The 16,867-nt window shown below is 66.1% G+C and carries 16 protein-coding genes; 3 read left to right on the forward strand and 13 right to left on the reverse strand.

Translation table 11 applies throughout. The annotated features are described in order from the left end of the window. Positions 1-307: 307 nt before the first annotated feature. From B9Z03_RS08185 to B9Z03_RS08210, 6 genes are all read right to left on the reverse strand, one after another. Complete coding sequence (locus B9Z03_RS08185) at positions 308-829, reverse strand: hypothetical protein (protein ID WP_085463763.1); 522 nt, start codon at positions 827-829, stop codon at positions 308-310. Positions 830-1,254: 425 nt separating this feature from the next. Continuing rightward, positions 1,255-1,443 carry a hypothetical protein gene (locus tag B9Z03_RS08190; protein WP_085463764.1) on the reverse strand — a complete coding sequence of 63 codons (189 nt, stop codon included), beginning with the start codon at positions 1,441-1,443 and terminating at the stop codon, positions 1,255-1,257. Further along, positions 1,440-1,637, reverse strand: coding sequence for a helix-turn-helix transcriptional regulator (locus B9Z03_RS08195; protein ID WP_085463765.1), 198 nt, complete (start codon positions 1,635-1,637; stop codon positions 1,440-1,442). Before B9Z03_RS08195 ends, B9Z03_RS08190 begins: the two co-directional genes overlap by 4 nt. Before the next feature lie 90 nt (positions 1,638-1,727). Further along, positions 1,728-2,375 carry a hypothetical protein gene (locus B9Z03_RS08200; protein ID WP_085463766.1) on the reverse strand — a complete coding sequence of 216 codons (648 nt, stop codon included), beginning with the start codon at positions 2,373-2,375 and terminating at the stop codon, positions 1,728-1,730. Next, positions 2,375-3,607, reverse strand: a complete 1,233-nt coding sequence (locus B9Z03_RS08205) for a tyrosine-type recombinase/integrase (RefSeq protein ID WP_085463767.1) — start codon at positions 3,605-3,607, stop codon at positions 2,375-2,377. The genes B9Z03_RS08200 and B9Z03_RS08205 overlap by 1 nt, the downstream gene beginning before the upstream one ends. Positions 3,608-3,876: 269 nt before the next feature. Further along, on the reverse strand, positions 3,877-4,407 hold the full coding sequence (locus B9Z03_RS08210; protein WP_085463768.1) for a dihydrofolate reductase family protein: 531 nt from the start codon (positions 4,405-4,407) through the stop codon (positions 3,877-3,879). Between the two features lie 199 nt (positions 4,408-4,606). Between B9Z03_RS08210 and B9Z03_RS08215 the strand changes: the two genes are divergently transcribed. After that, the gene (locus tag B9Z03_RS08215) at positions 4,607-5,695 is read left to right on the forward strand and encodes a siderophore-interacting protein (RefSeq protein WP_085463769.1); all 1,089 of its coding nucleotides are present in this window, start codon (positions 4,607-4,609) and stop codon (positions 5,693-5,695) included. 12 nt (positions 5,696-5,707) lie between these two features. Here B9Z03_RS08215 and B9Z03_RS08220 read toward each other — a convergent pair whose 3' ends face one another. The 5 genes from B9Z03_RS08220 to B9Z03_RS08240 are packed head-to-tail and all read right to left on the reverse strand — an operon-like array spanning position 5,708 to position 11,784. Then, the gene (locus B9Z03_RS08220) at positions 5,708-6,640 is read right to left on the reverse strand and encodes an ABC transporter ATP-binding protein (protein WP_085463770.1); all 933 of its coding nucleotides are present in this window, start codon (positions 6,638-6,640) and stop codon (positions 5,708-5,710) included. Continuing rightward, positions 6,637-7,710, reverse strand: a complete 1,074-nt coding sequence (locus tag B9Z03_RS08225; RefSeq protein ID WP_085463771.1) for a FecCD family ABC transporter permease — start codon at positions 7,708-7,710, stop codon at positions 6,637-6,639. Before B9Z03_RS08225 ends, B9Z03_RS08220 begins: the two co-directional genes overlap by 4 nt. A 3-nt stretch (positions 7,711-7,713) precedes the next feature. Further along, complete coding sequence (locus B9Z03_RS08230; RefSeq protein WP_085463772.1) at positions 7,714-8,817, reverse strand: ABC transporter substrate-binding protein; 1,104 nt, start codon at positions 8,815-8,817, stop codon at positions 7,714-7,716. After that, positions 8,817-9,716: an alpha/beta hydrolase gene (locus B9Z03_RS08235; protein ID WP_085463773.1), complete on the reverse strand. Its 900-nt coding sequence runs from the start codon at positions 9,714-9,716 to the stop codon at positions 8,817-8,819. Before B9Z03_RS08235 ends, B9Z03_RS08230 begins: the two co-directional genes overlap by 1 nt. A gap of 40 nt (positions 9,717-9,756) precedes the next feature. Then, positions 9,757-11,784 (reverse strand): TonB-dependent receptor domain-containing protein, encoded by a 2,028-nt coding sequence (locus B9Z03_RS08240; protein WP_085463774.1) that lies wholly within the window; start codon positions 11,782-11,784, stop codon positions 9,757-9,759. Between the two features lie 219 nt (positions 11,785-12,003). Here B9Z03_RS08240 and B9Z03_RS08245 point away from each other — a divergent pair, with 219 nt between their 5' ends. After that, positions 12,004-12,657, forward strand: coding sequence for a TetR/AcrR family transcriptional regulator (locus B9Z03_RS08245; RefSeq protein ID WP_176247468.1), 654 nt, complete (start codon positions 12,004-12,006; stop codon positions 12,655-12,657). Positions 12,658-12,705: 48 nt separating this feature from the next. Here B9Z03_RS08245 and B9Z03_RS08250 read toward each other — a convergent pair whose 3' ends face one another. Further along, a complete protein-coding gene (locus B9Z03_RS08250) occupies positions 12,706-14,145 on the reverse strand; it encodes a multicopper oxidase family protein (protein WP_085463776.1) in 1,440 nt (479 codons plus the stop codon). On the opposite strand from B9Z03_RS08250, the gene B9Z03_RS29785 reads away from it, so the two are divergent. Next, positions 14,139-14,408 carry a hypothetical protein gene (locus B9Z03_RS29785; RefSeq protein ID WP_085463777.1) on the forward strand — a complete coding sequence of 90 codons (270 nt, stop codon included), beginning with the start codon at positions 14,139-14,141 and terminating at the stop codon, positions 14,406-14,408. The genes B9Z03_RS08250 and B9Z03_RS29785 overlap by 7 nt on opposite strands. A gap of 303 nt (positions 14,409-14,711) precedes the next feature. Here the strand turns inward: B9Z03_RS29785 and B9Z03_RS08260 are convergent, their stop codons facing one another. Continuing rightward, on the reverse strand, positions 14,712-16,823 hold the full coding sequence (locus B9Z03_RS08260; RefSeq protein ID WP_085463778.1) for a copper-translocating P-type ATPase: 2,112 nt from the start codon (positions 16,821-16,823) through the stop codon (positions 14,712-14,714). Between the last annotated feature and the right edge of the window lie 44 nt (positions 16,824-16,867).

Genomic DNA, 16,867 nt, shown 5'->3' on the forward strand with positions numbered 1-16,867 from the left:
CTTCGCGGTCTTTATGGCGTCGCAAAATCCTTAGCATTTGCTAGCAGCCGCGACTGTGCGTCCTGGCTCTCGCGTGCGTGCGCGCGCTTGGTCGCAAAGTCAGGTTTTGTCAGGTTCATCGAATGGCGCTGACGATCGCGATTACACTCCCCTCTCCTAAGCCCCGCGACTTCCGAGAGCTGCGACGGCAACGGTTGGCCGCAAAAGGTCTTGGTTTAGGTCTTGGTTTAGGTCTTGGTATGTGGACACGGTGTTGAACGTGAAAAATCGGGTGTCGACACGGTGTATGCAGGGTGTGGACACGGTGTCATGTGGCCCGTTTCCGAAAGTAAGCGGTATTGAGCAAGCGATCGGTTCCGCTGGGCTGTTGAAGCCCCTCGATCTGTCTCCGGGTCGTTCTTTCGGCTTTTTCGAGCACTCGCTTTTCCTCCCGCTCTATGCGTAGGGCGTCGGCCTCTACGAATGCGGCCTCTGACTTTTCCCTAAGCCTGTCGCACTCGATTTCCGAGATGAACCGCATGGTACCCTTCGCGTGGTCCTTGTTCATGGGAGGATTGTGCCGGAACCATCTATCGATGAGTACATAGCCGCCCTCGAATTCGATCATGCCCGCTTGGGCCACTTCCGTTCGCGCAGCGATGTAGATTTCAAGCGGCCAGCCGAGATCAGAACAGGCGTAACCATCGGGCAACATGTAGCAGCCGACCGAAGTCACGTGTGCGTTGGTGCAGAAATAGAGGAATGCGACCTTGCCCTTGTCTGAGAGGCCGGCAAATCGTGCCGACCTCCAGAGTGCAGGGCTTACTTTTGAGAACTCCCGCGCGCTCATCCGGTCGCCTCGCATTTAAGGCGGCGATGCTCAGCCTTGTGGTGTGTCCGGCAAAGCCAGATGACATCCATCGGCCGGTCATAATCCGGGTGATGTGCTTCTGTGTCCGGATCTCCACATTCCTCGCATGCGCCTTGAATCACGAGGCCGCGTTTAACTGCGGATCGAAGGCACTGATGAGCCCACGTCTGTTTCGGGTGCGCCTGTCGCCACTTGTGTTGCCGGGGATTCTTCATGCGCAGGGCCTTCCCGTGTAGGCGAGGTCAGCGATAACGAGCCCAAGCGGGAAGCTCACGGCGAACGTCCTGCAAATGCGTCTGGCTTGAAGTTCGCGGGTAGAGGCTGTATGTTCCGGGGTATCGAATGCTGTCCCGCTTCGAAACGTCCCCAGAGAGCCGCCCTTGCCCGAGGGCGGCTTTCGACTTTCAGGAGGCTTCCGCATAGCGCGCCTCCCTGCGAAGCTGGTCCGCGCGGCGGATCGCTGCAACAGCGCCGGCCGGTGGAAGGCCGAACATGTCAGCCAGGAGCGGAACGGTCGGGCGGAGCCGCTTTTCCAGCGGCGTCTCAACAAGGTAGTGCGCCGCCGCTTCGATTGTCTCCGAGGCGCCGGTCATGCCGCCACCTTGTCGCGGGCGTCGATCCGCGCCTTCTGCCAGTCGGCAATTTCGGATTCCAGCCAGCCCACACGCTGACGGGACAGTGGAACGGGCTTAGGAAACCGATTGGCGGCCATCAACTCATAGATGGTCGACCGCGAGAGCCCGACGCGGGCCTCTACGTCCTTTCGCCTCAGAATGTTCGTGGTCATTTTCGTCTCCGAACCGGGACCGGAATTGGTCCGCTGCGTTCGGAACATGGCGGATTGCCCCCCTACGGAGCATCGGAGTTCAACGGAGCGCTACGTCGCTCCGTATTTCTTGCCGTAGCCTCGGTGGAGCCGCTGCTGTTTGCTTTCGACCGAGCCGCCACCGACAGCACGATCAACCACCGCAAGCGCAGCGTTCCATGCTGACGGACTCTGGCCGCATACGATCATGCGCCGCATTTCCTCTAACAGGGGCGCGTCCTGTTTCGCGTAAGACCGATCAACCGGCTTCTGCGCCTTCGGAACATCTTCCGTCAGGAAACGGACCATCGGGTCTTTGTAGGGCGCATTCCATATCGAATGCGTTCCGTCATTGTAGATCACGCAGGGGCTTCCTGGACCGAAGCGAATAGGTTGTTCGAATAGATCAGGCGGAACCCGCTCCCGTGCGGCCGTCCACCTTGTAGTGTAATCTGTGAGATCGCCCGGGTTGGTTTCGATATTGCGGAAGGCGAACACTTCGATCTCACCATCCGCCGCCCGTTGGCAAATTTCCTGCCAAGCGCGCCCCTCTGCCTCTGCGAACTTCTGCATGTATTTCTGGTAGCCAGATCGCCAAGCTTCGTAACCATCGCGGTCGATAGTCGGATCGCCTTGAAATGCGGGATACGACACGGGAGGCACACCGTCCGGATAGGACAGTTTGTCGAAATACTCGCCCAACGGGGTCATGGGTCGCATTATACGCCTCCCCGGATAGGCGTCACGTTGTCCGCAGAGGCGGCAGGACGGGCACAGAAGTCGGACCAGTCCTGCATGAGCCGCCGCCGCTTCTCGACCATATCGCCGCGCCTGTAAGCCGCCTCGGTCTTGTCGCTGATCGTATGGGCCAGCGCCATTTCGACCAGTTCATTCGGATAGGCGGTCATCTCTGCCGCCCAATCGCGGAACGTCGACCGGAAACCGTGGGTGGTGAGATCGTCGCGTCCCATGCGGCGGAGCGTCATCAACAGCGCCATGTTGGACAACGGCTTGCCCTTCCGGTCGCCGATGAACACGAAATCGTTGTCGGCCTCGCGTGGCAGGGCAGAGAGGAGTTCAACGGCACGTTTGGACAGCGGCACGCGATGTTCCTTCCCCGCCTTCATGCGGTCGCCTGGAATGGTCCACATGCCGGCGGCAAGGTCGACTTCAGACCAGCTCGCGCCGACCGTCTCGCCCGTGCGCGTCGCTGTGAGGATGGCAAATTCCAGCGCCTTCGGGCTTACGCCTTCCATGCCGCGCAACCCCGCCATGAATGCGGACATCTCGGCATAGGGAAGCGCCGGATGATGCTTGACCTTCGCGACTTTGGACCGCTTGGGAAGGAGGTTGTCGAGATGGCCGCGCCACCGTGCCGGATTATCGCCGAAGCGAAGTCCGCGTGCGGTCGCCCAATCCAGAATGCTTTCGATCCGGCCCCGCACCCGGCTCGCCGTCTCGGTCTTTTCGGCCCAAATCGGCTCAATGGCTTTCAGGACCAGACCGACATCGACGGCGGCGACGGGAAGATCCCCGAACTTGGGATACACATAGGTTTCGAGCGTCGATTCCCATTGCCCGGCATGCTTGATGTTCTTCCATCCCGACCGGTGCGCGCGGATGTATGCGTCGGCGCACTGGCGGAACGTCATCACCTTGGCAGCTTCGGCCGAACGCGCCATGCGAATCGCGTTGCGCTCCTCCAGAGGGTCGACGCCCTCCAGCAAACGCCTGCGGGCCTCTGCCGCCTTCTCACGCGCCATCGCGAGCGGAACGGTATGCGCAGGGCCGAAGCCCATCGATTTCGCCTTGCCGTCCTTCATGTATCGGAACAGCCAAGATTTGGTCCCGGTCGGGCCGACCTGGAGATAGAGATTGAGCCCGTCCGCGTGCAGACCGGGCTTGGAAATCGCGTTTACCTTGGCGGCGCTGAGTTTGTTTATCGCCCGCATTCGAACCGCTCCAACAGTGGCCCCAACACACAAATCATTGTCGGAACATATCGGAACGTTTCGGAACTGTAAAGACGATCAATACCCCGAAATCCCGGCAATTACCGCATATTCCCGGCATGTCTCGGAACTGCTTGGATTAGGCGGAGAAGGACGCTCCCTCCGCCATCCTATGCCTGCAGCTCGGGTGACAAACCAGCCGAAACCGAAGCCCGTAAAGTGAGCTCTCGAAGCTGAAAGCGGCGCGGGAGAGCGGGTTTGCAGCGCGATCAGGCAGGAGCGTATGTCAGCCTGACCACGTCCTCGTCGATCCGGTCGCTGGCCACAAGGCGCAGCGGCGGTCGGGGGCCGGCGAAGAACGGCTTGCCGCGACCGACCACGACGGGATGGACGTAGAGCCGATATTCGTCGACCAGGCCGAGGTCCGTCAGGCTTCGCGCCAGGTCCGGTCCGGAAACGGTGATCTCTCCCGTGAGCCGGTCCTTCAGGTCGCGGATCGCCGTCTCGAGATCACCCTCGACGAGCGTGGCGTTGGGGCCGACCGACTTCAACGTGCGCGACACGACAAACTTCGGCTGGCGCCGCCATGCAGCGGCGAACTCGTGCTGCTCCGGACCCCACTCGGGATGGTCTTCGTCCCAGTAGTTCATGGTCTCGTACATGCGCCGGCCGTACACACTGCCGTCCAGGCCGCGCACATGCTCTATCCAGTGGCGAAACAGCACGGGGCTGGTCCGCATTTCCGTGTGGTCGACGTAACCGTCGAGGGACTGGTTCATTCCGAAGACGAGCTTCGCCATGCCGCAGATCCTCCATCCCGGGCAGCTCAGAATAGCTTGAGCCGCCGGCAGGCGTAAGGGGAGGCCGGGCGCGCGCCGGCTTGTGAACGGAGGCGGCGGGTCGACGATCGACAAAAAGCGGTCGGATTAAAACTTGATCTTATCAATCATGTTTTAGCGATGTAGAAGCGGTCGGAATCGCCACCGGGCCGCCTCGCATATGAACCATCTCGCCACCGAAACGACGATCAGGCTCGACGATACGGAGGGCTTTCTGGACGAATTGTGCGAGCATCTGTCGGAGCACGACGTCCAGGTGACGCGGTCGGGCGAATCGAGCCGGCTTGAGTTCCAGGGCGGGGTGGCGACGCTGAAGAGCGGCGGCAAGCGGTTGCACATCCGGGCGGAGTCGCCGCACGAGAGCGACCTCTTCTACATGCGCACGATCCTGTCGAGCCATATCGTCGAACTGGCGCCCGGCGCGTCGGACTTCGTCTGGACCGGCCACGGCACGGACGCGACGACGCCGCCGAACTTCCGCCTGATGACGGTGACGGCGACGACGCTCTTGACGCCGCACATGCGCCGGCTGACGCTGGCTGGCGAAAATCTCGGCTGGTTCGACGCCGACGACATGCATGTGCGCCTGCTGATCCCGCCGGCGGGCGTTGCGCCCGAATGGCCGCGGCTGAACAGGCACGGGCTGATCGACTGGCCGGCGGGCGAGAAGAAGCTCCGCGTCCGCAAATACACCATCCGGCGCATCGACGTGGCGGCCGGCGAGCTCGACATCGATTTCGTGGTCCATGAGGATGCCGGCCCCGGCTCGGATTTCGCCGCAACGGCCGGCGTGGGCGACGTCATCGGCATGGCGGGGCCGGGCGGCGGCGGCTGCCGCAGCGCGCGCTGGACCCTGCTCGCGGGCGACGAGACCGCGCTGCCGGCGATGGCGCGGATCATCGAGGCGATGCCCGCCGACGCGACGGGCGTCGCCTTCATCGAAGTGGCGGACCGCACGGAGGAACAGGAGATCCGCGCGCCGCAGGGCGTCGAGATCCGCTGGCTTCACCGCAACGGGGCGGAGCCGGGCACGACGAACCTTCTGTTCGACGCGGTGACGACGGCGGATTGGCCAAGCGAGGGCGAGGAACTGTTCGCCTGGGCGGCCTGCGAGTTCGATGCTTTCCGCAAGATCAGGGCCTATCTGCGCAAGGAGCGCAAGCTCGGCCGCGACCAGCACCTCGCGGTCGCCTACTGGCGGCGCGGCGAGAACGAGGACAGCTTCGCCAAGACCAAGCACCAGCACTGAGGGGACGAAGGATCAGCCGGCCTTGCCGTCGTAGATGACCTGCAGCCGGCCCTGCGAGCAGGGCTCGACGCGGGCGCGGATACGATAGGCGCGTTCGAGCGTCTGCGGCGTGATCGCCTGCTGCGGCGCGCCCGCGGCGAGGATGCCGCCGTCGACCAGGAGTGCGACGGAAGCGGCCCAGCGCAGCGCCAGATTGAGGTCGTGCAGCACGACGAGCACGATCATGCCGTCCTCGGCGGCGATCTCGTGGATGGCGCTCATCACGTCGATCTGGTGGCGCGGATCGAGCGCGCTGGTCGGCTCGTCGAGCAAGAGGATCGCCGGCCGCCGCACGATCGCCTGCGCGAGGCTGACGAGCTGGCGCTGGCCTCCCGACAGTTCGTCGAGCTGGCGGAGCGCCAGGTGGCCGACATCGAGCCGGTCGAGCGCGGCGGCGGCTTTCGCCTCGATTTCGGCCTCGCTGAGAGCCTGTTTGTAAATGCGTGATGGCGGGCTGCAAACGGCGATTTCTGCGCTTCCGGTGCTCACGAACCTGAATGTTCGCTGCGCTCCGGTTCTCGAAATCACCGTTTTCGCCTCGCCCTGACGCATTTTCAAACAGGCTCTTAGGCCCCGCTCGGAAGGGACCACGCGCAGGGCCGTCACGACCGCTTCGATTGCCGTCAGCGCGACGCCGTGCGGCAGGGCCTGCGGCATGTAGGTGACCACGCCGGCGAGATCGGCGGGGCGCAGGCCGACAAGGTTGCGCTCGCCGAGGCGGGCTTCGCCGCGGGCCGGCAGCAGGCCGGCAATGGCGCGCAGCAGCGTCGTCTTGCCGGCGGCGTTCGGGCCGATGATGGCGGTGACGGTGCCGGACAGGCAGGGCGGCAGCGACAGGCTCTTCAGCACCTCGCCGCGCGCATAGCCGGCGGAAAGGTTGGAGACGGTGAGGGACTGTCCGCTCATCGGGCGCGCTGCCTCAGGATCAGGGCGACGAAGATCGGGATGCCGACCAGCGAGGTGACGATGCCGACCGGCAGCAGCACGCCGGGGATCAGCGTCTTCGAGGCGATGGAGGCCAGCGACATGACCGTGGCGCCGGTGAGCAGGCTGGCCGGCAGGAAGAAACGGTGGTCTTCGCCGACGAGCAGCCGGGCGATGTGCGGCCCGACGAGGCCGACAAAGCCGATCGTGCCGACGAAGGCGACGGAGAGCGCGGCGAGCAGGCTGATCCGGAGCAAGGTCAGGAAGCGCAGCCGTGCGACCGGCACGCCGAAGCTGCGCGCCCGGTCGGCGCCGAAACGCAGCGCCGTCAATTGCCAGCGCGCGGCGAAGGAGGCGGGAAAGACCAGCGCAAGGGCGATGGCGAGAATGGCGATCCTGGTCCAGCTCGTCTGCGAGATGCTGCCCATGGTCCAGAAGACGAACTGCTGCAGGGCGGCTTCGGAGGCGACGAACTGCAGGAGCGCGACCAGCGCGTTGAAGGCGAAGACCATGGCGATGCCGAGCAGGACCAGCGTGTCCGGCGCCATGCCGCGCCGCGAGGCGACGGCCTGCAGGATCATGACCGAGGCGAAGGCGAACAGGAAGGCGTTGCCCGGCACCAGCCAGGTCGCCGGCAGGCCGGGCACGCTGACGCCGAGGATGAAGGCGAGTGCCGCGCCGAGAGAGGCGGCGGAGGAGACGCCCAATGTGAAGGGGCTTGCCAGCGGATTGTCGAGGATGGTCTGCATTTCGGCGCCCGCGAGCGACAGCGCGCCGCCGACGAGGATGGCCGTCAGCGCCTGCGGCAGGCGCACCTGCCACATGATGATGCCCTCCGCGCGCGAGGCGCCGTCCAGCCCGAACAGGGCCCCGAACGCCTGCTCCAGGCCGAGGCCGGCAGGACCGACGGCGAGGTCGACGAAGACGGAGACCGCGAGCAGCAGAGCGAGGCCGCCGACGAGGATGCGGCGGCGGCGCAGGAGGGCGCGGTAGCCGTCCGCTTCGCCTGATGCGGCGGGTCCGGTTGCAGCCGGAACGACGTCAGCCGGCATCAGCTATTCCTTCGGCAGGCTCACCCATGCCGTTCCCTCGAAGGGGACGGGCAGGAAGCGCCGGTTGATCTCCGCCACCGTCGCATGCGGATCGAGATCGGCGAAGGCCTCGGGATGGAACCAGGTGGCCATCACCTCGAGCGCGACGATGTTGAGCGGGCTGTTGTGGAAATTGTGCCACAGGCCGTGCGCGCGGCCGGTGCGGATCGCCTTGAGCTCCGAGATGACCGGCTGTTCGGTCATCAGCCGCAGGAAGCGCTGGGCCTCTTCCTCGGAAATGCCGGGGCCGGCGACGATGCCGCCGATGGCGGAGAAGTGGCGGCCGCCGGTGCCGATATAGACGTCCGGGTCCTGGGCGAGCACGTATTCGGGGCTGAGCGGCGCGAAGGCGCCCGGCACGACGGCCTCGCCGATATTGATGCCGCCGGCCTCGACGACGAAGCGGCCGAGATTGGCGCGGCTGGGCGACATGCAGCACTTGTCCTCGACATTGGCCTGCATGTGCATGAACACCTTGGGCCGGTCGGCGAGGCCGGCGACCCTGTCGGTGACGCGTTTGCGGTGCTCCAGGTAGAAGTCGACGAATTCACGCGACTTGTCCTCCTGCCCGAGCACCTTGCCGAGCAGCTCGATCGTCGGAATGGTGTTGTCGTAGGGATCGGTGCGCAGGTCGATATAGATGGCCGGGATGCCGGCGGCGGCGAGCGTGTCCACCAGCGCGATCGACTTGGGGTTCGGGCCGATGGCGCCGCTCATGATCACCAGGTCGGGCTCGACGGCGATCGTCTTCTCGGCCGAGAGGCTGTACGTGTCGTCGTCGAGCTTGGCGGCGGCGGCGAATTCCGGGAAGGCCGCCTCGTAGGCCTGACGCGCCTCGGGATCGAACAGCCGCGTGCCGGCTGTGCCGACGATTCGCTTTGCCACGTCGCGGTCGACCAGCGACAGGCTGACGAGCTGGCGCGCCTCGGCAAGCACGATCCGCTTCGCGGGCAGGGTGACGGAGACGGTGCGGCCGGCGAGATCGGTGACCGTGACGACCTCGGCGCGAGCGGCGAAGGTCGCGGCCGCGATCCAGAACAGGACGAGGAACGGGTAGTTCAGACGCATCAGGGTTTGCTTCCAGTGGGCTGGTCCGGCGCCAGGCTGAAGCCCACCAGCCGGCTGATCAGGACCGGCAGGACGGTGATGTGTTCCTCGCCCTCGAACTCGACATGGCGGAAGGTGAGGCCCCTGGCGACGAGCGGCGAGAGCAACGCGGCCATGGCGCGCGAACCCGCGACCATGTCCTCCAGTTCGTCGGCGCCGATGCCGATCATCAGGCGCTTGCCGGCGACGTCGAGATCGCGCTCGATGAAGGCATGCGCGACGCCGAGCAGCTCGCTTCTGTTCCACCAGACCGACGGGCTGCCGGCGACATAGGTCGAGAAGGTCTCGGGCCGGCGCAGGAAGGTGTGGAGCGTGAAGAAGCCGCCCAGCGAATGGCCGGACAGGGTCTGGCGGGACGTATCCACCGGCAGCCTGCGGCCGATCTCGGGCTTGAGGTCGCGCTCGATGAAGTCGAGGAAAGCATCCGCGCCGCCGAGCTTCGGCCACGGCTCGCCGTTCTTGCGTGGCGGCAGGTCGGCGATCGCCGCGGGCGTGGTGTAGTCGAAGTAGCGCGCCTCGACGTCGAAGAGCTGGTCGGTGTCGTAGCCGATTGCGACGAGCACCGCCGGGCCGTAGCCCTTCGGCTTGCGCGTCTGGAGACGCAGTGTCTCCGCGGCGGTCTGGAAGGTCGCGTTGCCGTCCAGCAGATAGATGACCGGATAGCCCTCGGGCGGGGCGGCGTCGAACGGCCGCGCGACGAAGATCCGGTAGCGCCGGCCGCTTCCCGATGCCGTCAGCTCGAATTGCTCGGCGCCGGGAACGACCACCTGCGCGCCGGCAGGGTCCTGCGCGGCAGCGGGCGCCGTCGCGACGGCGCCCAGCATTGTGGAGGCGCACACGGCAATCAGGCCCCGGCGCATCACCTCGAAGCCGCCATGGCGGCGATCGCGCCGTCCACCATCAGAACCGTCCCGTCGCGGAGAAGAAGAAGCGCCGGCCGTCGACGTTGAAGTCGTCGCTGATCGTGCGCGTCACCCGCTTGTCGGCGATGTTGAGCACGCCGGCGCGGACGGTGAACCTCTCGTTGAAGTCGTATTTCCCGACGATGTCGGCGGTGACGAAGGCGTCCATCTTCGACGCGGAGGCCATGTTTCCGTTCGAAGGGACGTAGGTGTACTGGTCGCCGACATAGCTGACGTTGAGCGCGAGGTTCAGCTTCTCCGTTGCCTGCCATTCGACGCCGAAATTGGCCGAATGCTCGGGCTGGTAGGCGAGCGGCCGCTCGGCGCCGCTGAGGTTGCGGGCGTCGAGGTAGGTGTAGTTGGCAGTGAACGTCCAGGTGTCGAAGGCGCGCAGCGCGATCTTGGCCTCGATACCCTGCGTGCGGGCGCGGTCGACGTTCTCATAGGTGAAGATCGGCTTGCCATCGGGCGTGAAGCCGACGAAGTTCGGATAGTCGGGCGCCGTGATCGGATCGCTGGTGCGGTTCGGCGGGAAGGGGATCATGTTCTTCAGGTCGTTGCGGAACGCGGTTACGCCCGCGGTCCAGCGCTCGTCCTCGTAGTTGACGCCGAGCTCGAAGCTGTTGCTGGTCTCGGGCTCGAGGTCGGTCGAGCCGATCAGGTAGCAGCCGCCGCCGCAGGAGATCTGCTGCCAGTTCGGGCTGTTCTCCAGAAGCGTCGGCGCCTTGAAGGCCGACGACCAGCCGCCCTTGAGGGTGAAGGCCTCGGTGAAGTGGTAGACGCCGTAGGCGCGCGGGCTGTTGTGGACGCCGAAGTTCTCGTGCACGTCGAGGCGGTTGCCGAGCGTGACGGCGAAATCGTCGGTGAAGCGGATCTCGTCCTCGACGAACAGCGCCGCCTGCCAGACGGAGGAACTGGTGTCGCCGCCGCCGGTGAGCACGTAGGGGTCCTCGATGCCCTGGTAGCGGTAGGACGCGCCGACGGTGAGCGTCTGCGGCTTCAGGTAGTCGAGCGGCAGCACGACCTTGCCGTCGATGCCGGCATTGTAGGCGGTGTTGGGCTGGTCGACGCCGAGCGTGTTGCCGTGGCCGCGATAGTTGTGCACCCGGTCGCCCCAGAGCTTCAGTTCGGTGGTGCCGAAATCGTAGTCGCCGCGATGGGTCAGGCCGACGGAATGACGGTCGAGCGGGAAGTCGTCGTGGTTGCGGTGCGAGTAGCCGTAGTTGAGGTCGATCTCGTTGCTGTCGTTCGGCCGCCAGGTGACGGTGCCGTCGATATATTTGTTGTCGCTCTCTGTGAAGCCGGGCAGCGACGAGTTGGGGTTGATCGAGGGATCGTCGGCCTCGCGGCGGTCCCAGCTGCCGTAGAGCTTCAGGCCAACCTTCTCCGATAGCGGGCCGGAGACGAAGAAGCCGGTGCGCCAGGAATTACCCGCCTTGCGGTTCTGCTGCGCGATGTATTCGGCGGTCACCGAGCCGTGCCAGGCGTCGGCGGACTTCTTGGTGATGATGTTGATGACGCCGCCGATCGCGTCGGAGCCATAGAGCGACGACATCGGGCCGCGCACGACCTCGATGCGTTCGATCGCGTCGAGCGGCACCCAGTCCGAATCGTAGTCGTTGCCGCGGAACAGGTTGGGCGCGGAGTTCACCCGCTTGCCGTCGACGAGGAACAGCGTGTAGCGCTGGCCGAGGCCGCGGATCTGGATGGTGTTCATATTGCCGGCGCGGCCGATGGTGATGCCTTCGACCTTGGCCAGAAGCTGGCGCACGTCCTGCGCCGGCATCTTCTCGATCTGCTCCGCGGTGAGGACGGTGATGCTGGCCGGCGCGTCCTTTTCCTCCACCGCGCCGCCCGAGGCGGTGATGACGAGCCGCTGGAGCTCGGTGGGAGCCTCCTGCGCGACGGCGGCCGACGTCATCGCGACGGCGAGGGCGAGGCTTGCGGGAAGCTGCCTGGCCGGCTTCAGCGCCGCGGCGGCGAGGCGCGTCGAGCCGGCCTGCGGCGAAAGGGAAGTGAAACGCATAGACAGCCCCCGCTGATGTTGGTCACATCGGCTGGCTGTCGAAATCCGAGACTAGCTGGCTGCAGCACCGAGGCCTCTCGCCCCGAATGCAAAATCACCGCTATTTTAATTGACTTTTTCTGTCAAGTTTTGCGACGCGATTACCGCGCCCATTCCAGAGCGCCGCCTCCGAGGGTAGGTTGCTTTCGGAGTTCCTCGATGGGACGTGAGGAAAAAACGATGACGAAGAACCTGGCGAAATCGGCGATCTCGCAAAAGCGGGTTCTCGACGCCGCGGCCAGGATCTTCCGCGACTACGGCTATGCCGGCACGACCATGCGTGCGATCGCGGACGAGGCGGATCTCAAGGCCGGCAGCATCTACTACCACTACAAGTCGAAAGACGACCTGATCAGCGCCGTGCTCGACATCGGCATCCGCGCCGTCACGGACAATGTCGACAAGGCGCTGAAGGCCCTGCCGGAGACGGCGACGGGCCGCGAGCGCATTGAGGCGGCGATCCGCGCGCACCTGTCTGCGATCATCGAAGTCGGCGACTATACGCTCGCGACGCGCCGCGCGCTCGGGCAGGTGCCGGAGCCGATCCGGGCGAGGAACAGGTATATGAGGGACGCTTATGGCGCGATCTGGCAGAAGATCCTTGCCGACGCGCACGAGCGCGGCGAGTTCAATACGACAGCTAATCTCTCGCTTGCCCGCCTGTTCATCCTCGGCGCGCTGAACTGGACCGTCGAATGGTTCAAGCCGGGCGGCCGCCCGATCGACGACGTGGCGCGCGAATTCGCCGCCGTCGTGCTGGACGGGCTGTCGGGCAATGGCGGCGCTGCCGCAGCGGGACCGTCGGAGTCCGTCAGGACCCCGACGCTACCTTGAAGGTAACGGTCCATCGTTCGGCGGACCGTCAGTCGAGGCTCCCGGCCGTCAGCTCTCGTAGTCGACCGTGGTCATCATGCCCGCTGCCATGTGGTAGAGATGGTGGCAGTGGAACGCCCAACTGCCCGGGTTGGACGCGTCGAAGGCGACCGTTACCTCGCTCATCGGCGGCAGCCAGACCGTGTCGCGCACCGCGCCGGCAAAGCGGCGGCCGTCGATCGCAACCACCTGGAAATGGTGCCCGTGCAGGTGCATCGGGTGGCCCATCATGCTGTCGTTGCGCATGACGAGCTCCACGCGCTCGCCCTGCCTCACGCGGATGGCCTGGTGCTCGCCCCAGGCCCTGCCGTTCATCGTCCAGGCATAGCCCTGCATCGTGCCGCCGAGGACGACTGGCACTGGCCTGGCGGCCGCGCCGGCGTCCGTCGGCGTCTTTGCCTGCAACCGGCTTTCGAGCGCGAGGTCGAGGACTGCCGCCTGTGTATCGCCGCTTGATGCGATGCGCTTCAGCACCCCGTCCTTCGTCGCGAGGACGAAGCCGGTGCGTTCGACGCCGCCTTCGCGAAGCGCGAGGATGGGCCAGGCGCCATCCTCGCCATCGAGGCGGATGCGGATGTCGATGCGCTGTCCCATTGCGAGCGGGAACCGCCGGCCCGCGACCGGAACGACCGCGTTGCCGTCGACCGCGACCAGTTCGCCCTCGAGCGCGCCGGTGTCGATCCAGAACGCGGTTGCGGTGGCGCCGTTGATGAGCCGCAGCCGCACCCTCCCGTTCCGCTCGACGTGGAAGACCTGCGGGTCGTCGAGCGTACGGTCGTTGGCGAGGTAGGCGTCGTAATCGATGTCGTTGATGTCCATGGCCATGCCGCCATGGCCGGCCATCATGTTGCCGCCCATGCCATGCCCCATCATGCCGCCGCCCATCATGCCGCCGCCTGTCGTCCCGGTGAGTTCTGCCAGAAGCTCTTCCGGGCTCCTGAAGCTGAAGTCGTGCAGCAGCACGACGACCTCCTGCTCGTCCAGTCCGGCCTCCGCCGGATCGGCGACGACCAGCGGGGAGGCGAGCAGTTGCTGTTCCTGCAGCGTATGCGCATGCATCCAGTGCGTGCCGGGCGTGCTCACTGGAAAGGCGTAGTCGAAGCTCTCGCCCGGCTTCAGTAGAGGCTGCGGAAGATCGGGCACGCCGTCCTGTCCGTAGGGCGGCAAAAGACCGTGCCAATGGATCAGCGTCGGCGCGTCGAGCCCGTTTTCGAGCCGGGCACTGAAATCCCGGCCGGCTTCGAGGCGAAGGCCAGGGGTTCCATCGGGTCCGGTGAGGCCGAACACGCTGGCTGCGCGTCCCGCGACCTCGATGATGCGGCGCTCGGCCCGAAGCAAAGGCGGTGTCGCTGCCGAGGCGACGCGGGGAGCGAAGAGGGTGGGAAGGGTAATTGCGGCTCCGCATGCGGCGGTGAATGTCAGAAACTGGCGTCTGGATAGCGATGTCATGGTTCAAGTCTTTCTCGTTCGTGACGTCGACCTTGCGGCCGATTTGCACGCGCGCGAACCGGTCGCGCGCCTGCGCTCAGGCGGTCACGGAAAGCTCGGGGGGTCGCAATGCGAGCCTGTTGTCGCCGGGCATGGACACGACCGGGCGGGCGGGTGCGAACACGCTGCCGTGCGACGTGGCGACGAAGCCCGTCGCCGGCAACGGCGCGCAGATGGCGCATCCGGGGCCGGAGACGCAGCAGTCGGCCGCGCCCGGCTCCTGATCGATGCACGGGGAGGTATGTTGGTGATCGGAGGGGGCCTGCTGCTGATGGTGATGCGTTGCGAACTGCGTCCCGGCGGGCGAAGCCTGCGCGTGGCCGGGGCCGGCGGCGAATGCGGAGGCGAGCAGGACTGCTGCAAGGCACAGAACGAGCCAGCCTCGGGCAGCGAGGCCGGACACTCCGCCGCTCCTGCCGAACCTCCTCGATCGCTTTGCGCCTGCGCTCACCGTTTTCGTTCTTTCCCGTAGCCTCGCGGCGTAACGTGGATACTGCCGCGCCGGCATTCCGGCGCCTTGTCCCAGATCAAGCCCTGGCCGTTTCTGTGCTTTCCTTCCGGTAGAGCCGGAGCAGCTGTGCGTTGATGGCGACGATGATGGTGCTCGCCGACATGAACACGGCGCCGACCGCAGGCGTCATCAGGAAGCCGGTGCCGAAGGTGATGCCGGCAGCCATCGGAATGGCGATCACGTTGTAGGCCGTGGCCCAGATCAGGTTCTGCACCATCTTGCGGTAGGTGGCGCGCGACAGGCCGAGGATGGCGGCGACGTCGCGCGGGTCGCTGCGCACCAGCACCACGTCGGCGGATTCGACCGCCACGTCCGTGCCGGCGCCGATCGCGACGCCGAGGTCGGCCTGGACGAGCGCGGGCGCATCGTTGACGCCGTCGCCGACCATGGCGACCTGCAGGCCGCGTGCCTGGAGTTCCTTGATTTTCGCCGACTTCTGGTCGGGAAGCACCTCGGCGAAATATTCGCTGATCCCCAGATCCTTCGAGACGGCCTCGGCGACCCCCTTGGCGTCGCCCGTCAGCATGATCGAGTTGATGCCGAGGCGCTTCAGCTCCGCGATCGCCTGCCGCGACTCGGGCCGCACGATGTCGGCGAGCGCGAACAGCGCGCGGGGCGTCCCGTCGCGCACCAGCACGACCACCGTCTTGCCCTGCGATTCCAGCTGCGCCAGCTCGGCCGCCGCGATCGGCTTGCCGGTGCGGGCGAGATGGCCGGGGCTGACGATCGACACATCCTGTCCCTCGACCTCGGCGACGATGCCCTCGCCGGTGACGTTGCGCACCCCGCTCGGGCGCGGAAGAGCGAGGCCGCGCTCCTTCGCCGCGGCGACGATGCCGTGCGCGATCGGATGTTCGGACTGGCTCTCGGCGGAGGCGGCGAAGCGCAGCTCCTCGTCCTCGCTGCCGCCGGCGAGCAGCACGATGTCGCTGACCCCGAAGCGGCCTTCGGTCAGCGTGCCGGTCTTGTCGAACACGACCGCATCGAGATTGCGCGCGCGCTCGAAGGCGGCGCGGTCGCGGATCAGGAGGCCGCTGCCGGCGCTGAGCGAGGTGCTGACGGCCACGACGAGCGGCACGGCGAGGCCCAGCGCGTGCGGACAGGCGATGACCATGACGGTGACCATGCGCTCGATGGCGAACTGCGCGCTCTCGCCGAGCGCCAGCCAGACGACGAGCGTGCCGACGCCGACGCCGAGCGCGATGTAGGTGAGCCAGCCGGCGGCGCGGTTGGCGATGTCCTGCGTGCGCGAGCGGGTGCCCTGCGCCTCGCGGACGAGGTTGATCACCTGCGCGAGATAGGTCTTGTCGCCGGTGGCGGTGACCTCGATGGTGACGGCGCCGGCGCCGTTGATCGCGCCGCCGATCGCGCTGGCGCCCGGCTCCTTCGACACCGGCCGCGATTCGCCCGTCAGCATCGCCTCGTTGAACGACGACTTGCCCTCGACGATGGTGCCGTCCACCGGGACCTTCGAGCCGGGGCGGATCAGGACGCGGTCGCCGGGCAGCAGCGCTGAGATGGGAACGTCCTCGACCGCGCCGTCGGTGCCGATCCGCGCCGCGGTGTCGGGCAGGAGCCGCACGAGCTCCTCCAGCGCCCGCGACGCGCCCATCACCGAGCGCATCTCCAGCCAGTGACCGAGCAGCATGATGACGATGAGCGTCACCAGTTCCCAGTAGAAGGACATGCCCTCGACGCCGAAGGTGACGGCGGCGGAGTAGACATAGGCGACGCTGATCGCGAGCGCGATCAGTGTCATCATGCCGGGCTTGCGGTCGCGCAGCTCGGCCACGAAGCCGGTCAGGAAGGGCCAGCCGCCATAGAAGAACACGATGGTGGACAGCGCGAAGACGACGAGTTCGCTGCCGGGAAAGGACAGGAGCGCGTCGAGGCCGAGGAAATGCCGGATCATCGGCGAGAGCAGCAGAACCGGCGGCGTCAGCGCCAGCGATACCCAGAAGCGGCGGCGGAAGTCGGCCACCATCGCTCCGTGATCGGAATGGCCCGCATGGCCGGCGTGGCCGGAGGAAGCCGCTCCGTGGCCGGCGACATGCGGCGCGGCAGGCGCTGCCGCGTGCCCCTCATGATGGCCGTTGTGGTGATGCTCCTGATGGTGTTCGTGTTCCATCCTGCGCCTCGCTTGTCTTCGGACATGGAAAACTGTCGGGGCGG

Source organism: Mesorhizobium australicum (genome assembly GCF_900177325.1).
Classification (GTDB): domain Bacteria; phylum Pseudomonadota; class Alphaproteobacteria; order Rhizobiales; family Rhizobiaceae; genus Mesorhizobium_A; species Mesorhizobium_A australicum_A.